25 protein-coding genes are annotated in these 23,512 nt (G+C 61.7%); 15 read left to right on the top strand and 10 right to left on the bottom strand.

Annotated features, from left to right (window positions below; translation table 11 throughout):
• Window positions 1-21: 21 nt before the first annotated feature.
• Entirely contained in the window at window positions 22-504 is a 483-nt protein-coding gene (locus tag V8359_RS02390; RefSeq protein ID WP_336427102.1) for a hypothetical protein, read from the bottom strand.
• 86 nt (window positions 505-590) lie between these two features.
• On the opposite strand from V8359_RS02390, the gene moaA reads away from it, so the two are divergent.
• The 5 genes from moaA to V8359_RS02365 all read left to right on the top strand — a co-directional run bounded on the left by moaA (window position 591) and on the right by V8359_RS02365 (window position 6,602).
• Complete coding sequence (moaA, locus tag V8359_RS02385) at window positions 591-1,598, top strand: GTP 3',8-cyclase MoaA (RefSeq protein ID WP_336427101.1); 1,008 nt, start codon at window positions 591-593, stop codon at window positions 1,596-1,598.
• Window positions 1,598-2,905: a 3-deoxy-D-manno-octulosonic acid transferase gene (locus V8359_RS02380; protein WP_336427100.1), complete on the top strand. Its 1,308-nt coding sequence runs from the start codon at window positions 1,598-1,600 to the stop codon at window positions 2,903-2,905. Before moaA ends, V8359_RS02380 begins: the two co-directional genes overlap by 1 nt.
• Window positions 2,893-3,933, top strand: a complete 1,041-nt coding sequence (locus V8359_RS02375; protein WP_336427099.1) for a glycosyltransferase family 4 protein — start codon at window positions 2,893-2,895, stop codon at window positions 3,931-3,933. The genes V8359_RS02380 and V8359_RS02375 overlap by 13 nt, the downstream gene beginning before the upstream one ends.
• 67 nt (window positions 3,934-4,000) lie before the next feature.
• Entirely contained in the window at window positions 4,001-5,659 is a 1,659-nt protein-coding gene (locus tag V8359_RS02370; protein WP_336427098.1) for an amidohydrolase, read from the top strand.
• Window positions 5,660-5,672: 13 nt separating this feature from the next.
• Window positions 5,673-6,602 (top strand): PHP domain-containing protein, encoded by a 930-nt coding sequence (locus V8359_RS02365; RefSeq protein WP_336427097.1) that lies wholly within the window; start codon window positions 5,673-5,675, stop codon window positions 6,600-6,602.
• A gap of 25 nt (window positions 6,603-6,627) precedes the next feature.
• Here V8359_RS02365 and V8359_RS02360 read toward each other — a convergent pair whose 3' ends face one another.
• The 6 genes from V8359_RS02360 to purC all read right to left on the bottom strand — a co-directional run bounded on the left by V8359_RS02360 (window position 6,628) and on the right by purC (window position 12,591).
• Window positions 6,628-7,962: a sigma-54-dependent transcriptional regulator gene (locus V8359_RS02360; protein ID WP_336427096.1), complete on the bottom strand. Its 1,335-nt coding sequence runs from the start codon at window positions 7,960-7,962 to the stop codon at window positions 6,628-6,630.
• Window positions 7,963-7,969: 7 nt separating this feature from the next.
• A complete protein-coding gene (locus V8359_RS02355; RefSeq protein ID WP_442970303.1) occupies window positions 7,970-9,739 on the bottom strand; it encodes a sensor histidine kinase in 1,770 nt (589 codons plus the stop codon).
• Window positions 9,740-9,800: 61 nt separating this feature from the next.
• Window positions 9,801-10,469, bottom strand: coding sequence for a phosphoribosylformylglycinamidine synthase subunit PurQ (gene purQ, locus V8359_RS02350; RefSeq protein WP_336427094.1), 669 nt, complete (start codon window positions 10,467-10,469; stop codon window positions 9,801-9,803).
• A gap of 14 nt (window positions 10,470-10,483) precedes the next feature.
• Complete coding sequence (locus V8359_RS02345) at window positions 10,484-11,527, bottom strand: zinc-dependent alcohol dehydrogenase family protein (protein ID WP_336427093.1); 1,044 nt, start codon at window positions 11,525-11,527, stop codon at window positions 10,484-10,486.
• Window positions 11,527-11,760, bottom strand: a complete 234-nt coding sequence (gene purS, locus V8359_RS02340; protein ID WP_336427092.1) for a phosphoribosylformylglycinamidine synthase subunit PurS — start codon at window positions 11,758-11,760, stop codon at window positions 11,527-11,529. The genes V8359_RS02345 and purS overlap by 1 nt, the downstream gene beginning before the upstream one ends.
• Before the next feature lie 69 nt (window positions 11,761-11,829).
• Complete coding sequence (gene purC / locus V8359_RS02335) at window positions 11,830-12,591, bottom strand: phosphoribosylaminoimidazolesuccinocarboxamide synthase (RefSeq protein WP_336427090.1); 762 nt, start codon at window positions 12,589-12,591, stop codon at window positions 11,830-11,832.
• 190 nt (window positions 12,592-12,781) lie between these two features.
• On the opposite strand from purC, the gene V8359_RS02330 reads away from it, so the two are divergent.
• The 3 genes from V8359_RS02330 (at window position 12,782) to V8359_RS02320 (ending at window position 14,576) form a co-directional block, all read left to right on the top strand.
• Complete coding sequence (locus tag V8359_RS02330; RefSeq protein WP_336427089.1) at window positions 12,782-13,099, top strand: DUF1476 domain-containing protein; 318 nt, start codon at window positions 12,782-12,784, stop codon at window positions 13,097-13,099.
• Between the two features lie 209 nt (window positions 13,100-13,308).
• On the top strand, window positions 13,309-14,325 hold the full coding sequence (bmt, locus tag V8359_RS02325) for a betaine--homocysteine S-methyltransferase (protein ID WP_336427088.1): 1,017 nt from the start codon (window positions 13,309-13,311) through the stop codon (window positions 14,323-14,325).
• 5 nt (window positions 14,326-14,330) lie between these two features.
• A complete protein-coding gene (locus V8359_RS02320) occupies window positions 14,331-14,576 on the top strand; it encodes a methionine synthase (protein WP_336427087.1) in 246 nt (81 codons plus the stop codon).
• A gap of 9 nt (window positions 14,577-14,585) precedes the next feature.
• On the opposite strand, the gene V8359_RS02315 is transcribed toward V8359_RS02320, so the two are convergent.
• The gene (locus V8359_RS02315; protein WP_336427086.1) at window positions 14,586-15,674 is read right to left on the bottom strand and encodes a PA0069 family radical SAM protein; all 1,089 of its coding nucleotides are present in this window, start codon (window positions 15,672-15,674) and stop codon (window positions 14,586-14,588) included.
• A 209-nt stretch (window positions 15,675-15,883) separates the two neighbouring features.
• Here V8359_RS02315 and V8359_RS02310 point away from each other — a divergent pair, with 209 nt between their 5' ends.
• From V8359_RS02310 to V8359_RS02290, 5 genes are all read left to right on the top strand, one after another.
• The gene (locus V8359_RS02310; protein WP_336427085.1) at window positions 15,884-16,588 is read left to right on the top strand and encodes a corrinoid protein; all 705 of its coding nucleotides are present in this window, start codon (window positions 15,884-15,886) and stop codon (window positions 16,586-16,588) included.
• Between the two features lie 97 nt (window positions 16,589-16,685).
• A complete protein-coding gene (locus V8359_RS02305) occupies window positions 16,686-16,901 on the top strand; it encodes a hypothetical protein (RefSeq protein ID WP_336427084.1) in 216 nt (71 codons plus the stop codon).
• Window position 16,902: 1 nt separating this feature from the next.
• Window positions 16,903-17,223: a YbjQ family protein gene (locus tag V8359_RS02300; protein WP_336427083.1), complete on the top strand. Its 321-nt coding sequence runs from the start codon at window positions 16,903-16,905 to the stop codon at window positions 17,221-17,223.
• Window positions 17,210-17,845 carry a DUF1638 domain-containing protein gene (locus tag V8359_RS02295; protein ID WP_336427082.1) on the top strand — a complete coding sequence of 212 codons (636 nt, stop codon included), beginning with the start codon at window positions 17,210-17,212 and terminating at the stop codon, window positions 17,843-17,845. The genes V8359_RS02300 and V8359_RS02295 overlap by 14 nt, the downstream gene beginning before the upstream one ends.
• 166 nt (window positions 17,846-18,011) lie before the next feature.
• The gene (locus tag V8359_RS02290) at window positions 18,012-19,712 is read left to right on the top strand and encodes a hypothetical protein (protein ID WP_336427081.1); all 1,701 of its coding nucleotides are present in this window, start codon (window positions 18,012-18,014) and stop codon (window positions 19,710-19,712) included.
• Window positions 19,713-19,719: 7 nt separating this feature from the next.
• Here the strand turns inward: V8359_RS02290 and V8359_RS02285 are convergent, their stop codons facing one another.
• On the bottom strand, window positions 19,720-20,133 hold the full coding sequence (locus tag V8359_RS02285; RefSeq protein WP_336427080.1) for a SufE family protein: 414 nt from the start codon (window positions 20,131-20,133) through the stop codon (window positions 19,720-19,722).
• A 239-nt stretch (window positions 20,134-20,372) separates the two neighbouring features.
• Here V8359_RS02285 and V8359_RS02280 point away from each other — a divergent pair, with 239 nt between their 5' ends.
• Window positions 20,373-20,903, top strand: a complete 531-nt coding sequence (locus tag V8359_RS02280) for a hypothetical protein (protein ID WP_336427079.1) — start codon at window positions 20,373-20,375, stop codon at window positions 20,901-20,903.
• A 98-nt stretch (window positions 20,904-21,001) separates the two neighbouring features.
• Window positions 21,002-22,243, top strand: coding sequence for a DUF2254 domain-containing protein (locus V8359_RS02275; protein ID WP_336427078.1), 1,242 nt, complete (start codon window positions 21,002-21,004; stop codon window positions 22,241-22,243).
• A gap of 22 nt (window positions 22,244-22,265) precedes the next feature.
• On the opposite strand, the gene rnd is transcribed toward V8359_RS02275, so the two are convergent.
• Entirely contained in the window at window positions 22,266-23,423 is a 1,158-nt protein-coding gene (rnd, locus tag V8359_RS02270) for a ribonuclease D (RefSeq protein WP_336427077.1), read from the bottom strand.
• Window positions 23,424-23,512: the final 89 nt, after the last annotated feature.

Here is a 23,512-nt window from a genome sequence, read left to right as displayed (position 1 = left end):
AGCTTCAGGTCACGTCACCGCTCAGTTGCGATACACGATCACCTCGGGCAGGTCCGTCAGTTCCGCTCCGATCAGACGCATGGCCGACAGCGACACGCGGCTGCCCGCCGTGTCGGGGCCGTCTAGCGGGATCAGTTCAACCTTGGCCGATTTGCCCGTTGCCGGATTCTCGATCCGCCCCGGCCCCGGCGCATCGGCCAGCGGCGTCTTGAGCCAAAAACCGGACTCGGCCACATCACCCAGTGACACGGTCGTGCGGCCAAGCGTTGCACCGCCCGAAGCAGACGCAGCCTCTGCGCGTTCCTCTGGGCTGGTGGCATCAAGGGCTTCAGCGGTGTTACCCGCGGGCTTTATGGCTGCCGCGTCCGGCGCGGGCGGAGCGGAGGCTAACGCGGGATCAATGGCCTCTCCCGGCGGTTCAGCCTGAGTCCCCGGAAGCCGCAGTCCCAACTCTGAACATCCCGCCAAGGCAAGTATCATGCACATCACTACGATCTGTTTCATACAGATAAGCTTATGGTCTGATCCCTGACACCGCAACGGACAAGAACACCCTTGTGGTCCCATGCGCGGACCCTTACGTTTTGCCCATGACAGCACCACTCATAGACCCCTTTCAGCGCGCGATTTCCTACCTTCGGGTTTCGGTCACGGACCGGTGCGATTTTCGCTGTGTTTATTGCATGTCCGAGAACATGACCTTCCTGCCCAAGAAAGAGCTTCTGACGCTCGAGGAGCTCGATCGCATGTGCTCGACCTTCATAAACCTCGGGGTTGAGAAGCTGCGCATCACCGGCGGTGAACCGCTGGTCCGGCGCGAGATCATGACGTTCTTTCGGGCCATGTCCCGGCACCTCGAAAGTGGCGCGCTGCGCGAACTGACACTGACCACCAATGGCAGCCAACTCGCCCGGTTCGCCGACGATCTTTACGCGGCGGGTGTCCGGCGTGTGAATATCTCGCTCGACACGCTGGATGAGCAGAAATTCGCGGACGTGACACGCTGGGGCCGCCTGCCGCAGGTGCTCAAGGGCATCGACACGGCACAGCGCGCCGGCTTGAGGGTCAAGATCAACACCGTGGCGCTCAAGGGCTTCAACGAGGACGAACTCTTCGCACTGACCCGCTGGTGCGCCGATCGCGACATGGACCTAACCTTCATCGAGGTGATGCCAATGGGGGATATCGGCAACGAGGATCGTATCGACCAGTATTGGAAACTGAGCGACCTGCGCGCCCGCCTGAGCGAGGAATACACGCTGACCGATCTGCCGCTGCGCACCGGCGGGCCGGCCCGGTATGTGCAGCTTGAGGAAACCGGGCAGACCGTGGGCTTCATCACCCCGCTCACGCATAATTTCTGCGAAAGCTGCAACCGCGTGCGTCTGACCTGCACGGGTGAGCTTTACATGTGTCTGGGACAGGAGGACATGGCCGATCTACGCCCGGCCCTGCGCAACCATCCCGGCTCGGACGCTCCGCTGGAAGAGGCCATTCGCGCGGCGATCGCCCTCAAGCCCAAAGGCCATGACTTCGATTATTCCCGGCAGGATGTCAGCGGCGCGATGCCGCGTCACATGAGCCATACGGGCGGCTGATGCCCGGGGCGCGGCGGCGGCCTCTGGCCCTTTCTCTCTATTCGGCGCTGACACCGCTTCTGGCCTCGGTCGCGTGGAAACGCGTGCGCCGCAAGCTTGAACTCGGCGGCACCGATCCCGCGCGCTTTCGCGAACGGCAGGGTCGCGCCACCCTCGCCCGCCCTGATGGCCCCCTGATCTGGTTCCACGCGGCCAGTGTCGGCGAAAGCCTGTCCGTGCTGCGACTGATCGCGCATATGGGCTCGGTTGATCCCACGCTGCATTTCCTGATCACGTCGGGCACGGCCACGTCCGGCGCGGTGCTGTCTCATCGGCTTCCACCCCGCACCATGCATCAGTTCGCGCCGCTTGACACACGCACGGCGATGCGCCGCTTCCTTGCGCATTGGCATCCCGAAGCAGGTATCTTTGTCGAGAGCGAGCTGTGGCCGCACATGATCGAAGAGGCCGACGCCTCGGGCGTGCCGCTCGCACTGATAAATGCGCGCATTTCGGACAATTCCGCCCGCAACTGGCGGCGCTTTGCCGGCACGGCGCGCCATATCATGGGGCATTTCCGCCTGATCCATTGTCAGGACGCCCGCACCGAGGCGCATCTGCACGCGCTTGGCTTGAAGCAGGCACAGACGGGCGGCAATCTCAAGGCTGCCTCGGGCCCCGCCCCTTATGACGCCAAGAGCCTTGCCGCGTTGCGCGCGCAACTTGGGGATCGCCCCCTCTGGGTGGCAAGTTCTACGCATCCCGGAGAAGAAGAGATCGTGCTCGCCGCGCATAAAACCCTGCTCAAGACACATCCCGATCTTCTTTTGATCCTCGTGCCGCGCCACCCCGAACGCGCCGAGGCGATCATGGCGGCAGGCACCGACGCGATACCGACATGGCACCGACGCAGTACCGATGGCGATTTCGAGCCCGAAACCCAAGTCTATCTTGCCGACACCATGGGCGAGACCGGGCTTTGGTATATGCTCTCACCCATCGTGTTCTTGGGCGGGTCGCTCACCCCCGTTGGCGGTCACAACCCATACGAGCCGGCCCATGCCGGAGCTGCGGTCCTGCACGGCCCGCTCTATGCCAATTTCGCCCAAGCCTATGCCGAGTTTCACGCGCATGGCGGCGTTACCGAAGTGACAAAGCAGGACGATATGGCCCGTTATGTCGCACAGCTTCTTGAAAAGCCTCAGACACTTGAAAGCGCACGAGAAAACGCGCGTTCCTTTGCCGCCGGACAAACCGGGTTTCTGGACGAAATCGCCACGCGGCTCACGACCACGCTGCTTGGGGGCCAAGCATCTTGCCGGAACTGATCGTCACCAATTTCAATCGCAATTTCACCGGCGTCTCGGCCACCGCCGCAGGCGTGACGCGCGCGCATCTTGGCCGCTATGATCTGGCGCTGGCGGGGCATCCCCTGCCCGGCTGTCCCACGCCGATTTCACGGGCCGAAGCCACGCGCCTCTCGCGGCAGCCACCGCCGGGCCAATCGGTCACGCTCTGGCATGTTCGTCGCAACCCCGAAATGCGCGCCGCGCTTTGGGCCCGTGACGTGCTGCGCCTTCCCATCCGCATCATCTTCACCTCGGCGGCACAGCGGCGCCATTCCGCCTTCCCCCGCTGGCTCATTGCGCGGATGGACGCGGTGATCGCCACCACCGAAGCAGCGGCGGACTATGTCCCGAACGTGGCCGCTGTGGTGCCTCATGGTGTTGATTGCGCCGCGTTTCAGCCCGCACCGGACCGCGCCACGGCATGGGCAGAGAGCGGCTTTGGCGGGGCGCGCGGCATTGCCACCATAGGCCGTATTCGCCCCGAAAAAGGCACCGACCGATTCGTCAATGCGATGCTTCGCCTTCTGCCCGACCACAGGGATATCACCGCTCTTGTGATCGGTCGTGCGGGTGGAAAATACGATGCGTATCTGTCTGATCTCAAATCCAAAATCGACGCAGCGGGTCTTTCTGATCGCATTCTGTTTCCCGGTGAAGTTCCGGCCTCCGAGCTTCCAAAGCTCCTGAGTGGCCTAAGCGCGGTGGTTCAACTGCCACGCTATGAAGGCTACGGCATGGCGCCGCTTGAGGGGATGGCTTCGGGCGTGCCCTTCGTCGCGACCGATGCGGGCTATTACCAAAGCTTCTCGGCCCAAGGTCAGGCGGGACTGATCACGCTAGACGACACACCCGAAAGTGCTGTGGCGGCTCTCGACACGCTCTTGTCCGATCCCGAACGCCACGCCGCGATGGCAAAGGCCGCACGCCACCTTGCCGAAACACGCTTCAGCATCGAAACCGAAGCGAACGGCATCGCCGACGTCTACGAGGCTCTGCGCGCCCGCTAACGGCTTGCACCATGCGTGAGCGCGCAGCACAGTGCGTCCTGACGCGTCAAGAAGGAGCATTCACGCCATGTCAGCCGACCTCATCATCATCAACGGCCACCTCAAGACCTTTGACACGGCACAGCCCACGGCCCGCGCGCTGGCCATCAGTGGCGGGCGCATCACGGCCGTTGGGGATGAGGATGAGATCACCGCGCTGGCAGGGCCCGAGACGACGATGATCGATGCGCAGGGCGGCACCGTCCTGCCCGGTTTCATCGAAAGTCACATTCACCTCTTTAGCGGCGCGGTTGAACTTGACCTTCTCAATCTCGCCGGGATCTCGACCGCGGAGAGCGCGGCGACCCTGATCCGTGAGCGCGCCGCTCAAGAGCCGGATATGCCTCTGATCTTCGGGGTCGGCACCGAATACACATTGCTTGGCGGCGCCCCGATCACGCGGCACGCACTCGATGCGATCATCGCGGACCGGCCACTGGCGATCATGGCCGCCGATCACCATACGGTCTGGGCCAATACCGCCGCGCTCAAGATGGCCGACCTTCTGCACGGGGCGGACATGCCCGCCGGAAGCACGGTGGAAATGGCCAGCGACGGAACCGCCACCGGCGCGCTTTTTGAGTTCGCGGCGTTTCAGCCACTTCTGGCGCATATGCCCACCGGCGGGCGCGAATATCTTGGCCTGACGGTCGGACGCGACCCACAACCGCGCCCTGATGCTGCCGCGCGGGCCAAGGACAAGGCCGCGATACTGCGCGGTCTCAAGCATCTGGCACAGAACGGCATCACCAGCTTTCACAACATGGATGGAAATCTCTATCAGCTTGAACTGCTTCAAGAACTTCTGGACGACGGCCACCGCATCGTGCGCGGCGAGGTGCCTTTGCACATCACCAATGTCGATCCGGTCACTCGCATCGAGGAAGCACATGAGATGGGGCGCTATGCCTCTGAATGGCTCTGGTCGCGGCGGCTCAAGCTGTTTGCCGATGGCGTGCTCGACAGTGGCACCGCCCTGATGACCGAGCCCTACCCGGACCATCCGGGCACCGGGCAACAGATTTTCGCCCCCGATCACATGAATGACCTTGTTGCGCGGGCCGATGCAATGGGCCTTCAGGTGTCGGTCCATTGTGTCGGGTGCGGCGCGGTGCGGCAAGTGCTTGACGCCTACGAGAATGCCGCGCGCGTCAACGGCCCGCGCGACAGCCGCCACCGGATCGAGCATATCGAATCGCTTCACCCCAACGATCTTCCGCGCTTTGCCAAGCTCGGCGTCGTGGCCTCGATGCAGCCGCTACATTCGCCGCGCGCGGGGTTTTTTCCGGCCTACGGACCCGGTGAGACATTGCACCCTCATCAGCGGCCCCACGCCTTCGCATGGCGCGAAATTCGCGACAGTGGCGCACATCTCATTTTCTCGACCGACTGGCCGGTGGTCCCGGTGCCGGTGATGCCAACAATTCAGGGGGCCATCGCCCCGCATGCTCTGGGCGAGGATTGGGGCCACGATCAGCGTCAAACCCTGGACGAGGCGCTGGCCGCCTATACGCGCGACGCCGCCTGGGTCGAGTTCAGCGAAAACAGCAAAGGACAGTTGATGCCCGGCTTGTTCGGAGATGTCGTGATCATGTCACGCAACCTCGACATGCTGGCGCCCGACGAAGTGGCCCAAGCCAGCCCCATCACGACCATCTGCAACGGGCAGATCACCTATCAGGCATAAAAGGACGCGCCTCATGGAGCTCAGTGCATTCACATCCCCCGGCCGGTTCTGGCGCGGCAACCTGCACACCCATTCGACGCGGTCGGACGGCGTGCTTGACCCCGACGAGGTTTGCCGCCGTTACCGCGCCGAGGGCTATGATTTCATCGCCCTCACGGATCACTTTCTCGGCCAGTACCGATTTCCCGTGACCGACACACTGCCCTTTCGCGACGAGAGCTTCACCACGATCCTCGGGGCGGAACTGCATTCCGGTGCTCAGGAAAACGGAGAGCTTTGGCACATCCTCGCCGTGGGGCTTCCGGCGGATTTCGCGCCGCCCGACTCACCCTCGTTCCTGCCTGTGGACGGACAGGAAACCGGCCCCGAGATTGCCGCGCGTGCGCGCGACGCGGGTGCCTTCGTGGCCATTGCGCACCCGCAATGGTCAGGGCTCACGCTTGCGGATGCGCGCAGTATCGAGGCCGCACACGCGGTCGAAATCTACAATCACGGTTGTGCCACGGGCTGCGACCGTCCTGACGGGCTCCACACGCTTGATCTGTTGCTGACCGAGGGCCGTCGCCTCACCCTCTGTGCCACCGATGATGCGCATTTCTCGGAACCCGATCATTTCGGCGGCTGGGTCATGGTCAAGGCGCAACAGAACGACCCGGATCAGCTTTTGACCGCGCTCAAGGCCGGTGATTTCTATTCCTCTCAAGGCCCCGAACTTCATTCGGTCAGGATCGAGGAAAATCACATCGCTGTCGAATGCTCGGCCGCGTCCGCACTCATCGTGGCGGGTCAGGGATCGGCGGCGCAGGCCACTCACGGCACATCTATGACCAGCGCGCGCCTGCGTCTTGATCGCTTCGCCAACAGCCCGTGGCTCCGCGTCACGGTGATCGACCGCGCAGGGCACCGCGCCTGGACCAATCCGATCTGGCTCGACGATCTATAGCGCCACGGGCCACGCGGCAAAGCGGTCAGAGGTAATCCGACCGTTGCAGCCCGTATTTCGCCATCTTCTCGTTCAGGGTCCGGCGCGGCAGGCACAGTTCGTCCATGACGCTGGCGATACTGCCCTTGTGGCGCCGCATCGTGTTGTCGATCAGCATCCGCTCGAACGCTTCGACATATTCCTTGAGCGGCTTGCCCTCGGTGGTCATCACCGGCTGCATCTCCTGATGGTCCGACATCAACAGCGACACGATGGTGCCACTGCCGCGCCGCGATTGCAGCACCGCGCGCTCGGCCACGTTGAAAAGCTGTCTGACATTGCCCGGCCACGGTGCCTGCAAAAGCTGCGCCGCCTCCTGCGCACTCACCTGCGGGGCGTCACAGCCGTAATCGTCGGCGAACTCATCGGCGAACCGGGTGAAAAGCGTCAGGATATCTTCGCCCCGCTGCCGCAGTGGCGGCACAGTGATCCGCAGGCTGGCGAGTCGGTAAAACAGGTCCGAGCGGAGCGCGTCTTCGCTGGTGCGGCCTTCGTCCTGAAGGTTGGAAATGGCGATGATGCGCGTCTCGGGCGGCGTGCCTTCGTCATTCATGAAGGTCAGAAGCCTTGCCTGCGCCGTATCACTCAGGGCTTCGATATCCTCAAGCACGAGTGTGCCGCCCCGCGCCTCCTCGACTGCCGGTAGCCGGGTGTCGTCGGGCTGCATCGGCCCGAAAAGCCGCCGCATCAGCGTGTCTTCCTCGAACGCGGCACAGGAGACGAGCACGAATTTCTTGCCCGCGCGGGCCCCCACCGCATGCAGCGCATGCGCCACGAGCGTCTTGCCGGTGCCGGTTTCGCCGTCGATCAGGACATGGCCATCGGCCTGCCCCAGATCGAGGATGTCCTCCTTGAGACGTTCCATCACCGGGCTCGAGCCGATAAGCTTTTTGATCAGTTGCCCGCCGTCGGACAACTCGCGTCTGAGCGCACGCGCGTCCAGAGTCATCCGCCGGGCATTGGCCGCCTTCTTGGCAAGTTCGTTCATGCGGTCCGGGTTGAAGGGTTTCTCCAGAAAATCGAAGGCCCCCACACGCATCGCCTCGACGGCCATGGGCACATCGCCATGCCCTGTGATCATGATCACCGGCAGGGTCGAATCCGCGCCCATAAGCTTCTTGAGAAACTGCATCCCGTCCATGCCGGGCATCTTGATGTCACTCACCACGATACCGGGATAATCAGGACCCAGCTTCTTGAGCGCGTCTTCGGCGCTGGCGAAGGTCTCGGTGTCGTAACCGGACAGCGCCAGCCACTGGCTGATCGACTGCCGCATGTCTTTTTCGTCGTCCACGATGGCAATTTTCATGGCCTTGGGCATATCTGGTCTACTCCGCTGCTCGCGTCTCTTCTGGCAAGATAGGCAGTTGCATCTCGAATACAGCCCCCCCGTCCGCGGCGTTCCGCGCCGTCAGGCGACCTCCTAGGTCGTTGACGATGCCCGACGAAATGGCAAGCCCCAACCCGACACCGTCGCCAGGGGCCTTGGTGGTGTAGAAGGGCTCGAAGAGGTTGTCGATATCCTGAATTCCGTGACCGTTGTCGCGCACCGTCAGGGTTGCGGTCTCGCCTGCGGCAAGAAGCAGGTCGATACGTGCGTCTTCGACCCCTTGTGTGGCATCCATCGCATTGCGCAAAAGGTTGATCATCACCTGCTCGATACGCACCCGGTCGCCCATCACCATCACCGGATGATCCGGCAATGTCCGGGTGATCCGCACATGCCTCTGGCGCAATTGCGGCTCCATCAGCCCCAGCGCAGAATTGATCGCATCGGCCATGTTTACAGGGGCAAACTGGTCTCCGCCGTTGCGCGCATAGCTCTTGAGCTGACGGGTGATCGCGCCCATCCGACCGATCAGGTCGTCGATCCGCTGAAACGACGAAAGGGCCTCGTCAGGGCGGTTACGGTTAAGCAGAAGCCGCGCACCGGCCAAATAGGTCTTCATCGCGGCAAGCGGCTGGTTCAACTCGTGGCTGACCGCCGCCGACATCTCACCAAGCGCCGCCAGTTTCGAGCTTTGCGCCAGCGTCTGTTCGGCCACGGCCAGGTTCTCCTGAACCCGTTCACGTTCGGCGATTTCCCGCTGCAAGCGGGCGTTCAATGCGCGAAGCTCTGCCGACTCGCGCTGAAACAGCGCCGCCCGCACCGCAGTTTTGCGGTTCAGGAAATAGAAGGCCAGCGCAAGAAAGATCGCAAACCCCATGATCTCGAGCGCGAGAAAGCCGTTCACCTTTTCCCGCACGCTCGCATAGTTGGTGAAACTCGCGATCCGCCACCCCCGGAACGCGACCCGGCCCTCCACGCGCATCACGGCCTCGCCCCTCAGATAGGCATCGGCGGGAAGTGCGGTCCAGTCTGCGGTCGCCTGAATAGCCCGCTCGATTGCACCAAGGGGCGTTTGCCGGGCCAGCGCCTCGGCCTCGGTGAGGCCACGCCAGCGCGGTTCGGTCGAAAGAATGATCCGCCCCTCGGAATCGGTAACCAGAACGGCATCCGATATCCCGGCCCAAGCGCGTTCGAACTTGGCAAGGTCAACCTCCACGAGGATCACTCCGACAAGGCTCCCCTGGCTTTCGATCCGGCGCGAGTAATAGAAATCATATCGGCCGGTTTCCCGCTGCAAAACCTTGAAAACAGTGTCTTTCGAACGCACTGCATCGACAAAGTAAGGCGCTTGCTTGTGCGATCCCCCAAGGGATTTGCGGTTGGTCGACGCCACATTGCGCCCGTCCCGGTCGAGCAAGGTGAGCGACGCCGCCCCGATTTCGTCCAGAAACGAGATAAGCCGCTGAGTCGATTGCTGATAATCGCCGGAATTGAGGGCCGTGATCAGCGTAGGATCCCGCGCAAGAAGCTGTGGCACGATGGCATTCTGCCGCAGCTCGCTCAGAAGGTTGCCGGAATACAGCACCAGCCGAAGTTCGGCCCGGTTGCGTGTGGTTTCGGTGAACCGGTCGGTCAACAGGCGGTTGGTCACGATCACCGTAACCACGGCCAGCGCGGTCAAAACGACAAGGGCCAGCCTTACACGCCAGCCTGTCGTGCGCGTTTTCTTGCGTGTCACCGGTTCAGCGCTCATCGTCATGGGCGGCATACTACAGCAATTCGCAGGACGGGTGCGACAGGTTTCCAGAACGTGCGGGACAACGGCGGCGTCACGCCTTGGCAAGCGCACCTACGAGGCCGCGGAACATCGCCGCCCCATCAGTGCCGCCATGCGCCGGCTCGGCCATCCGCTCGGGGTGCGGCATCATACCCAGAACCCGACGATTCTCTGACAGGATACCGGCGATGTCGTCGCGCGACCCGTTGGGGTTTTCCACATACCGGAAGGCCACGCGGTCCTCGGCATTCAAACGTGTCAGTGTCTCGTCGTCGGCAAAATAATTGCCATCATGATGGGCGATGGGCACCGTGATCGTGCTGCCCTTTTCATAGCCTTCGGTGAACGCGCTTTGCGCAGTTTCAACCCGAAGGTTCACGGGTTTGCAGATGTATCTCAGCGCCGCGTTGCGCAACAGGACACCGGGCAAAAGCCCCGTCTCGGTCAGGACCTGAAATCCGTTGCAAACACCCAGGACATATCCACCCCTGTCGGCATGTGCCTTGACCGTGCGGCAGATGGGCGAATTGGCGGCAATCGCGCCGCAACGAAGGTAGTCCCCAAACGAAAACCCGCCCGGAACGCCAATCAGATCAACCCCATCAGGAAGCGCGGTATCCTTGTGCCAGACCATCGACACCTTGGCGCCGGCCTTTTCGAAGGCCACGGCAAGATCACGGTCACAGTTCGATCCGGGGAAAACGATAATGGCTGCGTGCATGGGAAGAGGCTCCTTCAGTGCAGAAAATCGGTTATGACAGCGACGCCCGGCGCGGCGGGCGCGTCAAAAGCCGCAAGCTCGGCGGTGGCATCGGAAAGCGCGACATGCCGCGCGATCAGCGGCGACAGGTCCACATGTCCCCCGGCCATGAGCGCGAAGAGATCGGGGTAGCGATGGCTGGGCATGCCCCGTGTGCCATATACCGCAAGCTGACCTGAATAGACGGCGTCCATCGGCAGGGTCATTCGCGCATGATCGCCCGCGGGCATACCCACCTGCACCATGCGGCCCAGCTTGCGCAGGCTCAAGAGCGCGCCCTCGGTGGTCTCGGCAATGCCCAGCGCCTCTATCGCGACATGTGCGCCGCCGCCGGTGGCCTCACGCACAGCGCGTGGGGCGTCCGTTTCGTTGGCATTGATGGTGACATCGGCGCCCAGATCACGCGCATAACTCAGCCGCTCTGGCACCACATCGACCATCGCAACCCGCGCGCCCAGCGCACGCCCCAGCAACAGCGCCGAGAGGCCCACGCCACCGGCCCCGAACACGGCGAGCCATTCGCCACCGCAAAGCTTGGCCCGTCCGGTGAGCGCCTGCCATGCGGTGGTCGCCCGACAGCCCAGAGCCGCGGCCAGATCCGGCGCGATCCCATTGGGCAGCGCGGCAAGGTTGGCATCGGCGAAGGGAACGGCCACCTGCTCGGCAAAAGCACCGGGTTGAGTGAACCCCGGAAGTGCCTGATCGGCACAAATGGTCTGATGTCCGGCGGCACAGTCATGGCACTGACCACAGGCAAGGATGAAAGGCGCGATCACCCGGTCACCCGTGCGCCAACGCCGCACACCCGGCCCGACCGCAATCACCTCTCCACAGAATTCGTGCCCCGGAATATGCGGAAGCGCCACGTCGGGGTCCGCGCCTGTCCAGACATGCCAATCCGAGCGACAGACACCACATGCCAGCACCCGCAGCACGACACCACCCTCGGGCGCCCGGGGGGCGGGCGTCTCGGTCACCTCAAGCGGCGTGCGCCAGCCAGTGAGGCGGGCCGCCAGCATCAGCCGACCATCTCGATTTGGTAGCTTTCGATAACGGTATTGGCGAGCAGCTTCTCGCACATCTCGCGCACCGTGGCCTCTGTCGTGCCGGACGCAAGATCCAGTTCGATCACTTTACCCTGACGCACCCCTTCGACCCCGTCAAAGCCAAGGCTTCCCAGCGCGTGGCGCACCGCCTCGCCCTGCGGATCGAGAACGCCGTTCTTAAGCATGACATGCACGCGTGCTTTCATCTGCTCATCCCCAGATTGCGCGGTGGGCCCCACCGCAGATTTCTTGCCCAAGCCCGGCGGGACGCAGGCTCAGTTGATCAGCGTGGGCTTCGCCATCGGCGTCACCCCTTTGGGCATCACGCCCAGCCGCTTGGCCACCTCGGTATAGGCATCCGTGAGACTGCCCAGATCGCGGCGGAACACGTCCTTGTCAAGCTTCTGACCGGTTTCGATATCCCATAGGCGGCAGCTGTCGGGGCTTATCTCATCGGCCACGATAAGGCGCATGAAATCGCCGTCATAGACGCGACCGATCTCGATCTTGAAATCAACAAGCTTGATACCCACGCCGAACATCACGCCACTCATGAAATCATTTACCCTGAGCGCGAGACTCAGAATGTCGTCCATGTCCTGCTGGCTGGCCCAGCCGAAGGCGGCGATATGCTCGTCGGTGACCAGCGGATCGCCCAAAGCATCATCCTTGAGGCAGTATTCGACAATCGGGCGCGGTAGCTGTGTGCCCTCGTCCATGCCCAGCCGCTTGGCCATCGACCCTGCGGCAAAGTTGCGCACGATCACCTCAAGCGGCACGATCTCACAGGCGCGGACAAGCTGTTCGCGCATGTTCAGACGCTTGAGAAAATGCGTGGGGATGCCGACATTGTTGAGGCCGGTCATGAAGTATTCGCTCAGGATGTTGTTAAGCACTCCCTTGCCTTCGATCACGTCCCGTTTTTCGGCATTGAAGGCGGTGGCGTCATCCTTGAAATATTGGACGATCGTCCCCGGTTCGGGGCCCTCGTACAGGGTCTTCGCCTTGCCTTCGTAAATTTTCTTGCGCCGCGCCATGTCCACTCCGTCGGTCGGCTCCGGGGAATCCCCGGCGATTACCGCCTTCCTTAGTGCAAGGGCGGTTGTGCTGCAAGATGGCGGGAGCGTCTCGGAGGCCTGTCAACAAGCCTTGGGGTCTTGTGCGAGGCGGCCTCTGGCGTCATATCTGGAGAAGCAGCCAACAGCACGACGCAAAGGGAGCAGCCCCGTGACGACATTCGATGACCGCGAGAACGCCTTCGAGAACAAATATGCCCACGATCAGGAAATGCAGTTCCGGGCCGAGGCACGGCGCAACAAGCTTCTGGGGCTTTGGGCCGCCGAACTGATGGGCAAGACCGGCGACGACGCCGACGCCTACGCACGCGAGGTGGTCAAGGCCGATTTCGAGGAAGCCGGCCACGAGGACGTGGTGCGCAAGGTCGCCGCCGATCTGGGTGATCGCGCCGACCCGGACACGATCCGCGCCAAGATGAACGAACTCATCAGCGTGGCCAAAGTCCAGTTGATCAAAGAGCAGGAATAATCCGCGGGCGCCCTGCGCCTTGCCTTTTGAACCCTGCCGGAAGGGCGTCCGCATCCCGAATTCGGGGGCGGACCCGCAATGGCATGCGGGCCGCGCGCGCATTTTACACCCGCGTCCTTCACCATGATCATGAGGATTATGGAATTGCCCCGCCACGGCGAACGTGAAAAAAGAAGACCAAACCCTTCGACACTCGGCAGGACAGGTATATGGGCACTTCACTAAGCGATCTTCTCGACACGCGTGACTGGATTCTCGCCGATGGTGCAACCGGCACCAACCTCTTCAACATGGGGCTTCAGTCCGGCGATGCACCCGAATTGTGGAATGTCGATCACCCTGACCGCATCCGCAAGCTCTATCAGTTGGCCGTCGATGCAGGCAGCGACCTGTTCCTCACCAATTCCTTCGGTGGCACCGCTTCACGGCTCAAACTTCACGGCGCGGAAAAGCGCGTGCGTGAATTGTCCCGCGTCGCCGCGGAACTCGGCCGTGATGTGGCCGACCGGTCCGACCGCGCGGTCGTCGTCGCCGGCTCCGTGGGCCCCACGGGTGAAATCATGGCGCCGATCGGCAACCTCACCCACGAGATCGCGGTCGAGCAATTCCACGAACAGGCCGATGGCCTGAAGGAAGGTGGCGCCGATGTGGTCTGGGTCGAAACCATCTCGGCCCCCGAGGAATACCGCGCAGCCGCCGAGGCATTCCGCCTTGCCGACATGCCATGGTGCGGCACCATGAGCTTTGACACCGCCGGGCGCACCATGATGGGGTTCACCTCGGCCGATCTGGCGGAAATGGTCGAAAAGCTTGATCACAAGCCGCTGGCCTTCGGAGCCAATTGCGGCGTCGGCGCCTCGGACCTGATGCGCACCGTTCTGGGCTTTGTGGCGCAAGGCACCGAACGGCCGATCATCGCCAAGGGCAACGCTGGCATTCCGAAATACGTTGACGGTCACATCCATTACGATGGCACCCCCGACCTCATGGCGGATTATGCCTGCCTCGCGCGCGATGCCGGCGCGCGGATCATTGGTGGGTGCTGTGGCACCATGCCGGAACATCTCTCGAAAATGCGCGAGGCGCTGGAAACCCGGCCCAAAGGCGACATTCCCGCGCTCGAAGAGATTGTAGCCCGGCTTGGCGCCTTCTCGTCGGATGCTGACGGCACAGGCGAAGACGACGCCGCACCAACCCGCAAGCGACGCGGGCGCCGCCGGGGCTGAGCGGCATGCGCCGGGCCCTCTTCATCGCCCTCCTGCTTCTAGGTCTCGCGGCGCTTGGCCTGTGGGTCTATGGCTATCTTTATCTCCACGGCCTCGCCTGCGGCTTCGAAAGCTCCGGGTCGGAAACGTGCCGGATCAACGCACCCTGGACCCTTCGGGGAGAAGACGCGACCATCCTCCTGATTATCCCCGGACTCACCGTTGCGACGCTTTTCGGTCTTGCCTGGTGGGCCAAGCCGCCAAAACGCTGACCGGGCATATCAGGCCGGGAAAAGCTCCATCTGATCACCCGCCTTTGGCGGCACACGAAACAGGTCACTGCGGAGCGGAGGCAAAGCGGCAGCAAGCTTCAGCCGACGCCGCGCCACCTCGAAACGGGCCGCTATCAGTTTCGCATAGGGGCCCGTGCCCCGCATCCGCCGCCCCCAGTTCGCGTCATAGTCCTTGCCGCCATGCATCTGACGGACGAGCCCCATCACTCGATCCGCACGATCCGGCACATGGGTCTCAAGCCACTCCTGAAAAAGCGGCGAAACCTCGCGTGGCAGCCGCAGCATGATCCAACTTGCCGAGCTGGCCCCGGCATCGCGCCCCGCGCTCAGCATCGCCTCAAGCTCGTGATCGGTCAGGCCCGGGACGATTGGCGAGGTCATGATGCGCACCGGGATACCCGCAGCATTCAGCCGGGCAATGGTGGCAAGGCGCCGGGCCGGTGCGGGCGCCCTCGGCTCCATCTTGCGCGACAGCGCAGGGTCGAGCGTCGTCACCGATATACCGACCCGCACCAATCCCCGTTCGGCCATACGCGATAGAATGTCGATGTCCCGCTCGATCAACGCGCCTTTTGTGACGACGGCTAACGGGTGGCCGAACTCCTCAAGAACCTGAAGACAGTTGCGCGCGACTTCATGCGCGCGCTCGATCGGTTGATACGGGTCCGTATTGGTGCCCATCGCGATGGTCGCAACCTCGTAGCGCCGCTGTGACAATTCCCGCCTCAGAACCTCGGCCGCATCGGGCCGCGCGATCAGGCGGGTTTCGAAATCAAGCCCCGCCGACAGGCCAAGCCACGCATGGCTTGGCCGTGCGAAGCAATAGATGCAGCCGTGCTCACAGCCTCGATAGGGATTGATCGACCGGTCAAAGGGAAGGTCGGGCGACCGGTTGTAGCTGATGATGCTGCGCGGTCGCTCAACACTTGTCGTGGTGCGCAGAACCCGCGCCTCGGGTGCGCGGTCCCATCCATCGTCCTCAAAGTGCCGTGCGACACTCTCGAACCGGCCAACGGCATTGCTGGTCGCGCCGCGGCCCCGACGCTTCAATTCTGGATCAACTGTGGCACTGGACATGGCCCGATATAAGAACATTTAGGGAACACATGCAATAACTGCATTATAATCATGCAAATTTCCCAACTCAAACTGCCATGTTTGCGCGTGACAAGTCGCAGCCATTGCGACAAGTGTCGGTAATTGGACAGTCGCAGACAGGCAAATTGACGAAACGTGACGCGATATACACTGCGCGTGCTTGCGCCCCAGAATCAGGATAACCGCTCATGTCAGACGAAGAAGACGACATCATCCTCTCGGAACTGGACGATGAAGAACTTGTCCAGCAGATGTTCGACGATCTTTACGACGGTCTCAAGGAAGAGATCGAAGAAGGCGTGAACATCCTTCTCGAACGCGGCTGGGCACCCTACGACATTCTGACCAAGGCGCTTGTCGGTGGCATGACCATCGTCGGCAAGGATTTCCGCGACGGGATCCTCTTCGTTCCCGAAGTGCTCCTCGCTGCCAACGCGATGAAGGGTGGCATGTTCATCCTCAAACCGCTTCTGGCCGAAACCGGCGCGCCCCGCGTCGGCAAGATGGTCATCGGCACGGTCAAAGGCGACATCCACGATATCGGCAAGAACCTCGTGTCAATGATGATGGAAGGAGCCGGCTTCGAAGTGGTCGATCTCGGGATCAACAACCCGGTCGAGAACTATCTCGAGGCGCTCGAAACTGAAAAGCCCGACATCCTCGGTATGTCGGCCCTGCTGACCACCACGATGCCTTACATGAAGGTGGTTATCGACACGATGGTCGAACAAGGCCTGCGCGATGATTATATCGTGCTGGTCGGCGGCGCGCCGCTCAACGAAGAGTTCGGCAAGGCCATCGGCGCCGACGCCTATTGCCGCGACGCCGCCGTTGCGGTGGAAACGGCAAAGGACTTTTGCGGTCGCAAGCACAATCAGGGCGCTACGGGCTGACTCCGTTGCCGACATGGACGATCAGAACCCTGCCGGCCACGGCAGGGTTTTTTTGTGGCGCATGCGTGTATATCTAGAAGGGCGGAGGAATCGTATCATGCCTTTGGACAAGCTCGTTCTCATCATCGTCTGCGTGATGGCCGCCGCCGCGGCGACGGTCTGGGTCGGCACGCTCATCGCCGCATCGTTCAGCCTGCCCTTCGGGTGGCTGGTCCTGATCCCCGCCGCGCTGGTGGGATATGTCGTTTTTCGCATCATCGCCGAGCGCGTTGGCAACGCCGAAGACGATCATTACGACAAGATGGAACACTGACATGCTCTATGTGACAACTCCGACAATCGCGGGCCGCGACATCGTCGAGACACTCGGCCTCGTGCGCGGCTCAACGGTGCGCGCCAAACATGTGGGAACCGATATCGTCGCGGCGCTCAAGCAGATCGTGGGCGGAGAGCTTCAGGGCTATTCCTCGCTTATCGCCGGCGCGCGCGAACAAGCCATCGACCGGATGCTCAAAGAGGCGAAGGTCCTTGGCGCGAACGCGGTCGTGGCGGTGCGGCTGGAAACCTCCGCGATCACCCGCGGTGCGTCGGAACTGGTGGCTTACGGCACGGCGGTGCGCCTTGCTACCCCCTGATGAGAAACTGACCGAGGCCGGTTTCACGGAATCCGGCGGTGGCCGCATCCTTCTGGTGGCCTGCGGTGCCTTGGCGCGCGAAATCCTCGCGTTGAAAAAGGCCAACGGCTGGGATCACATGGTGCTGCAATGCCTGCCCGCGAAGTATCACCTCTATCCCGAAAAGATCGTCGAGGCGGTCGAAGACACGGTTCGTAAAAATCACGAAAGGTATGAGACGATATTCGTGGTCTATGCCGATTGTGGCACCGGTGGCCTGCTCGAGGCGAAATGCGCCGAGCTTGGGGTTGAGATGATCGCGGGGCCCCACTGCTATTCCTTTTTCGAAGGTAATGATGCTTTCGCCGCCCACGCGGATGAAATCACGGCGTTCTATCTGACCGATTTTCTGGTCAAACAGTTCGATGCCTTCGTGTGGAAACCGATGGGGCTCGACAAACACCCCGAGCTTCGCGACATGATCTTCGGCCACTACACCAAGCTCGTCTATCAGGCCCAGACCGACGACCCGGCGCTCCGGGCCAAGGCCGAGGAATGCGCGGCAAGGCTGGGGCTCGACTATGAATACCGCTTCACCGGCTATGGCGATCTGGCAACCGCGCTGGCGGCACAAGCGAGATAGGACCGACCCATATCTGCCCGGCTGCTCATGAGTTATCGGGCTTAGGCAGGGCCTCGCTTAATCTATTGACCCTACGTCAACTATAAACGTAGCCTGCACCTATTGTGCCGTAGTAAACCTTTGCCGTGTCTCCCGATATTTTCAGAATTTTTCAAAGGATATTGATATGACATCCAACGCTCCCGGTGCGTCCGATTACCTGCCCTCTCCGATCCACGTTCAATCCTACCACGATCACGACTACAAAGCCGCGTCCGGGCATGACATCCTGCATGATGAACCGCGCAAGCAGCCGTTCGAAGACCCAAGGCCCGGCCCGCCTGATGGCACCCCCATCTTCAACGGCTACATGACCGTGGTCCGAAACAAGAGCGAGTTGACGAAGGATCACAGCGTCAACCTCAGCTTCGAGCAGGCCCTTCTGGTGGAAGACCCGGAAAACAGCGTCGCGGCCGAGATGCTCAACACCTTCAAAAGCTCGGAAACCTCGGTCCGCATCGCGGCCTACGCGCATTGCTTCGTCGAGAACGAGTGTCTTATCCACGGCGAGGGCAAGATTGACTTCAACAAGACGGCGAAAGACTACATCCAGAATGGCAACTGGAACCAGTTTCACAAGGATTTCGGCGCCTACTACATCTCGAAGGTCCACAAGGGCGGCGAACTCTTCATCTCGATCAACATCCAGTATCACACGACCGACGCCGCCGAGAGCCTCATGGGCAAACTGAAAGGCAGCAAGGGCGAAATCGTCACCACCACTTTCCTGGCCGAGCTCAAGCGCAAGATGGCCGAGGTGGATGAACACGCCTCGGTCCATATCGAGAAGTTCCTCGTCGCGGCGGTTCCGGATGTCCCCAGCTTCAACTCTGACGATCTTGATGATGCGATCGAGAAAATCACGACATATCTGAACAAATTCGAACAGGACGTCAAAAAGAGCCCCTGCCCTATCGGCGCCGAGGCGACAGTCTATAGCGACGTCAATCCAGACCTCATGATCGTGGAGAAGATGGTCGCGGAGGCCGCCGAAAAGGTCACCGCGCTGGCCGAGCGCGCGGCGGAATACGAAGATATTCTCGACAGCGTGGTGTCCATCCGGGCCCTTGTCCAATCAAAAACCTGCACGATCACCGAAGCGGGCGAGAACAAACTCAAAGCCCTTGAGGCGGACGTGCCCGATGCGATCACCGCCCTGCGCGAGCACTATGCGCTCATGAAGGATCTCGACAGTTACAAAACCCCCGGCGATATCGACGACAAGCGCCTCTTGCCCCCCGCCCACTTCCGCCAGCTCGTGACCGAGGTGCGCGCCACGCTTAAGGAACAGATCATCGCTGGCGCCACCTACCGGGTCGCCTTTCCGCTCAGCGGAAAGTATTTCGACGAACCTTCCGCCAGCCGCCCCAAGGGCATATCCAAGGAGCTTTGGGAAGAAATGACCGAACCTGACGGCAGCAAAAAATACCCCTACGTCTCGGTCTCGACCAGCGGCACGCCCCCGTATCAGATCTCGCGCAAATCAAACGACGGGGAAGGCGAGACGCTCAATGTCGGTGACATCGTGCGCATCCGCTATCCGAAAAACGGCGCGGACGAAGCCTATCAAAGCTATGAAATCTACTATTCAAGCAAGGCATGGGCCATCGGTCTGGCCGAATATGTGCCGGACAACGAAAAGTATCACTGGAAGATAGAGGTCGAGGGAAAATCCGACGGTGACGCGCTTCTGGCCTCTGACGACATCCAGTTGCGCAGCGAATACAGGACAAGCTTCCGGCTTACATTCCAAAAGACATGGGCCGCAGTCAGCAAGCGGAAGGCGTCGAAGAAAGACTACAATATGCGCTTGACCCGCGCCTACTGAACATTGCTCACGCGGCGGCCTCTGCCGCCACCAGTCGGATACGCTCGATCATCGCGCGCAGCCCGTTCGAACGCTGCGCCGACAGATGATCGTTGAGGCCCAGCCGCGCCAACTCACCTCCCGCATCCACCTGCGGCACCTCGCGCACGGGCAATCCGTTGTAAAGCGCACGCAACACGGCGATCAGGCCACGCACAATCATCGCGTCGCTGTCGCCTTCGAAGTGAAACCGTCCGTCCTCGATACGGGGATGAAGCCAGACCTGACTCGCACAGCCCTCAACCTTGGTTGCGGGCACCTTGAGCGCGTCATCGAGTGGGTCCATCGCCTTGCCTTGTTCGATCACATGGCGATAACGATCCTCCCAATCCTCGAGAAATTCGAAATCCTCTACGATGTCTTCGAATGCCTGTTGTGCCATGGGATATCCTCTTAAAGCGTTTCGCCTTTGACCTGAGACATCAGCGAAACGAGTGCAACGCCTGACTGTCGCGCTGCGTTTCACGAAAATCTGTGCTTCAAGTTCTTCGCGAAACGCTTTGGGTCTCACCATTGACCTAAGCCTGCACCCCGCAAACGTCCAGCCCCCGCTTGCACCGCTTCCCGATGCGTCATACTGTGCAGCCAAGGCCCCCGGGGCACAAAGGGACAAGGCACGACATGCGCATTCTTGTGGCACTTCTGGTGATCTCCTCGCTTACGCTCGCCGGATGCTCTGGGTGGCGCGATAGCCGCGTGAACCCCGGCAACTGGTTCGGCAACAGCAGTTCGAAACGCGTGGCCAGAACCACGCCCGCCGAAGCCGAGGTAAACCCGCTGATTCCCGAACAACGGCCCAGTATTTTTCGCCTCAAATCCGATGAGGAGACATACGAGGGCACGCCGGTGCAATCCATCACCAGCCTGTCGGTCGAACGAAGCTCGGGTGGGGCTATCATCCGTGTGACCGGCCTGCCCCTGCGGCAAGGCGCCTTCGATGTCCGGCTTAACCCGCTCAACGGACAAGAGGACGAGGCGGTGAATGGCGTGCTCGCCTACAGACTCGAAGCACTACAGCCCACGAATACCCCGCAAGGCCCGCAACAGACACGCCGCGTGCATGCCGCGCGCTACGTGTCAGATCAGGTGTTGCGCGATGTCACTCAAATCCAGGTGCGTGGCGTGGGTAATGTTCTGACAAGCCGCCGCTGAGTTGAGCAAAGGCAGCGGACCCCACAAAACCGGGGCCCAGACCAACATTCTGCCCCAACTCACCGTCGCGTCGGCACGCTTGTGGAAAGGGCGCGACCTTGGGTGATTACCTGCGCATGCCGATCCTGATCTTTCGGCGCTATTACCGGAAACTCTGGATTCGCGTTTCGGCCTATGCCGCGCTGTCGCTCATGGTCGCGGTTGCCGAGCCTCTTTTCGCACGCTGGATTGATCCCGATTTCACGGTGCAGATCGGCCCGGATGCCGTGATGACCGTGCTCACGATTGTCGCCTCCTCGATGCTGGCTGTCTCGACCTTCTCGCTCAATGTGATGGTCACCGCCCATCGCGGCGCGGCGCAATCGGCAACGCCTCGGATACACCGCCTGTTGCTCGAGGATACGACCACTCAATCGGTGCTCGCAGTATTCATCGGCGCGTTCGTTTATGCGCTCAGCACCATCATCCTCATTCAGTCGGGGCTTTTCGCGGATAATTCAAGCGTGATCACCATGCTGGTGACGGTGCTGGTGGTGTTCGGCGTGATCGCTGCGATGCTGCGCTGGATCGACCATTTGAGCAAGCTGGGCAGCATTGATGAAAGCATGCGCAACGTCCATGATCTGGCCCAGAGCGGGCTGCGGGCCTTCGCTCATACCCCTGCGCTTGGCGGCAATCCACTCACCTCCGACACGATCCTGCCCGAACATCTGACCGAACTTTGCGCAAGAAATTCGGGCTATGTGCAGTTGATCGACGTCCCGGGTCTTGAAGAAAGCCTGCCGGACAGGTCTTTCGTTTACGTGACGCTCAACCCGGGCTCACCGGTGTTGCGTGGCCAACCCATCGCACGGGTCTCGGGACATGTTTCTGACGACGTGATAACTGATCTCTCCGACTGTTTTGTGGTCGGTGATATGCGAACCTATGAACAGGATCCGGCTTTCGGTCTGACCGTGCTGTCGGAAATCTCATCGCGCGCCCTCTCGCCCGGTGTCAACGATCCCGGCACCGCGATCGAGGCCGTAACCCGGCTCGAGGCGCTGATCTGGGAATACGCACAGGAGTCCGGCATAGGCGACGGGGCACAGTGCCCCCATGTGTTCATCAAGGTGCCCTCGGCGCATGATCTGATGGATGCGGCTTTTGCCGCCACCGCCCGCGACGGGGCCGGTCTGATCGAAGTCGCGGCCCACCTGCGCGGTGCGCTGCACCGCTTGGCCCAATCGCCCGATGAGCGCGTCAACGAGGCGGCACTTGCCATGGCGAAACTGGCGCAGCTTCATGCCAATCAGTCACTCCCACTCGAAGCCGAGCGCACGCGCCTGCGTGATGCCTGACCCGCGAAACCCGCGCAACGGTTTAGAGTTCGACCGCCTCGATCCGGCTGCCATTCACACGCAGACCGATTTTGCCATCGCACAGCTTGATCGCATCGCGCCCGAACACTTCGGCCCGCCATCCGCTTAGTGCGGCAACGTCACGCTTGCCAGCGGCGATAGCGTCAAGGTCCGATGCGGTCGCGACAAGCTTGGAGGCCACGCCGAATTCTTCCGATTTGCCCTTGAGAAGCACACGCAGCATGTCGGCCACCGCCGGATTGACGTTAAGCTTGCCATCGGCACCGTCTTTCTGCGGCTGATCCGCCGGTGCGCAATTAAGGCCGCGTTCAACCGCCCCAAGGATACCTTCGGCGACGGGCCCCTTGCGCGCCTCGCGCAACAGCAGGCGCGACCGGCCAAGGTCTTCGGTGCTGCGCGGCTTGGTCGCCGCCAATTCCAGAAGCGCGTCGTCCTTGAAGACACGATTGCGCGGAATGTTGCGCTCTTGGGCATGCGCTTCGCGGAACTGCGCCAGTTCCCGCACAATCGCCAGGTATTTTCCCGAGTTGTTGCGCGTCTTGATCCGCTCCCACGCGTCTTCGGGATGTGTGACATAGGTTTCCGGGGCGGTCAGAACCGCCAACTCTTCCTTGACCCATGCATCACGCCCACTCTTTTGCAGTTCGGCGGCAAGATATTCGTAAATGCGTCGCAGATGCGTCACGTCGCCCAGCGCGTATTTTTTCTGTGCATCGCTCAACGGACGGCGCGACCAATCGGTAAATCGCGAAGATTTGTCGAGTTGCTGCCGCGCGATCCGGCGCACCAGCGTTTCATAGCCGACCTGCTCTCCAAAACCGCAAACCATTGCCGCGATTTGCGTATCGAACAGCGGCGCGGGAATCACCCCAGCATCCACATAGAAAATCTCAAGGTCTTGCCGCGCCGCGTGAAACACCTTCACGACGCTTTCGTCCCGGAACAGATCGTAGAGCGGCTCAAGCGACAGGTCACCCATCAGCGGATCGACCAGAACCGCCCCCTCATCATCCTCACCGGGCATGGCAAGCTGCACGAGGCAAAGCTTGGAATAATACGTTCGCTCTCGCAGAAATTCGGTGTCGACGGTCACATAGGGATGCTTGCGTGCCGCGCTGCAAAAGGCGGCCAGATCGTCAGTCTTGGTGATTGTCTTCATGGATGCTCGCGGTTGCATGTCGGGGCGCGCGCCTTGGCGGTGGCCCCTTATACGCCAGAGCGCGGAAATTGCAAGGAAGCGGGTGCAGG

Source organism: Roseovarius sp. E0-M6 (assembly GCF_037083845.1).
Taxonomy (GTDB): domain Bacteria; phylum Pseudomonadota; class Alphaproteobacteria; order Rhodobacterales; family Rhodobacteraceae; genus Roseovarius.
Note: the sequence above shows the minus strand (reverse complement) of the source record. Positions and strands in the feature narration are given on the sequence as shown.

What these genes read in the sequence shown, in the direction of transcription:
- V8359_RS02390 (WP_336427102.1), bottom strand. Translation starts at nt 504, where the DNA reads ATGAAACAGATCGTAGTGATGTGCATGATACTTGCCTTGGCGGGATGT.
- moaA (WP_336427101.1), top strand. Translation starts at nt 591, where the DNA reads ATGACAGCACCACTCATAGACCCCTTTCAGCGCGCGATTTCCTACCTT.
- V8359_RS02380 (WP_336427100.1), top strand. Translation starts at nt 1,598, where the DNA reads ATGCCCGGGGCGCGGCGGCGGCCTCTGGCCCTTTCTCTCTATTCGGCG.
- V8359_RS02370 (WP_336427098.1), top strand. Translation starts at nt 4,001, where the DNA reads ATGTCAGCCGACCTCATCATCATCAACGGCCACCTCAAGACCTTTGAC.
- V8359_RS02365 (WP_336427097.1), top strand. Translation starts at nt 5,673, where the DNA reads ATGGAGCTCAGTGCATTCACATCCCCCGGCCGGTTCTGGCGCGGCAAC.
- V8359_RS02360 (WP_336427096.1), bottom strand. Translation starts at nt 7,962, where the DNA reads ATGCCCAAGGCCATGAAAATTGCCATCGTGGACGACGAAAAAGACATG.
- V8359_RS02355 (WP_442970303.1), bottom strand. Translation starts at nt 9,739, where the DNA reads ATGCCGCCCATGACGATGAGCGCTGAACCGGTGACACGCAAGAAAACG.
- purQ (WP_336427094.1), bottom strand. Translation starts at nt 10,469, where the DNA reads ATGCACGCAGCCATTATCGTTTTCCCCGGATCGAACTGTGACCGTGAT.
- V8359_RS02345 (WP_336427093.1), bottom strand. Translation starts at nt 11,527, where the DNA reads ATGCTGGCGGCCCGCCTCACTGGCTGGCGCACGCCGCTTGAGGTGACC.
- purS (WP_336427092.1), bottom strand. Translation starts at nt 11,760, where the DNA reads ATGAAAGCACGCGTGCATGTCATGCTTAAGAACGGCGTTCTCGATCCG.
- purC (WP_336427090.1), bottom strand. Translation starts at nt 12,591, where the DNA reads ATGGCGCGGCGCAAGAAAATTTACGAAGGCAAGGCGAAGACCCTGTAC.
- bmt (WP_336427088.1), top strand. Translation starts at nt 13,309, where the DNA reads ATGGGCACTTCACTAAGCGATCTTCTCGACACGCGTGACTGGATTCTC.
- V8359_RS02320 (WP_336427087.1), top strand. Translation starts at nt 14,331, where the DNA reads ATGCGCCGGGCCCTCTTCATCGCCCTCCTGCTTCTAGGTCTCGCGGCG.
- V8359_RS02315 (WP_336427086.1), bottom strand. Translation starts at nt 15,674, where the DNA reads ATGTCCAGTGCCACAGTTGATCCAGAATTGAAGCGTCGGGGCCGCGGC.
- V8359_RS02310 (WP_336427085.1), top strand. Translation starts at nt 15,884, where the DNA reads ATGTCAGACGAAGAAGACGACATCATCCTCTCGGAACTGGACGATGAA.
- V8359_RS02305 (WP_336427084.1), top strand. Translation starts at nt 16,686, where the DNA reads ATGCCTTTGGACAAGCTCGTTCTCATCATCGTCTGCGTGATGGCCGCC.
- V8359_RS02300 (WP_336427083.1), top strand. Translation starts at nt 16,903, where the DNA reads ATGCTCTATGTGACAACTCCGACAATCGCGGGCCGCGACATCGTCGAG.
- V8359_RS02290 (WP_336427081.1), top strand. Translation starts at nt 18,012, where the DNA reads ATGACATCCAACGCTCCCGGTGCGTCCGATTACCTGCCCTCTCCGATC.
- V8359_RS02285 (WP_336427080.1), bottom strand. Translation starts at nt 20,133, where the DNA reads ATGGCACAACAGGCATTCGAAGACATCGTAGAGGATTTCGAATTTCTC.
- V8359_RS02280 (WP_336427079.1), top strand. Translation starts at nt 20,373, where the DNA reads ATGCGCATTCTTGTGGCACTTCTGGTGATCTCCTCGCTTACGCTCGCC.
- rnd (WP_336427077.1), bottom strand. Translation starts at nt 23,423, where the DNA reads ATGAAGACAATCACCAAGACTGACGATCTGGCCGCCTTTTGCAGCGCG.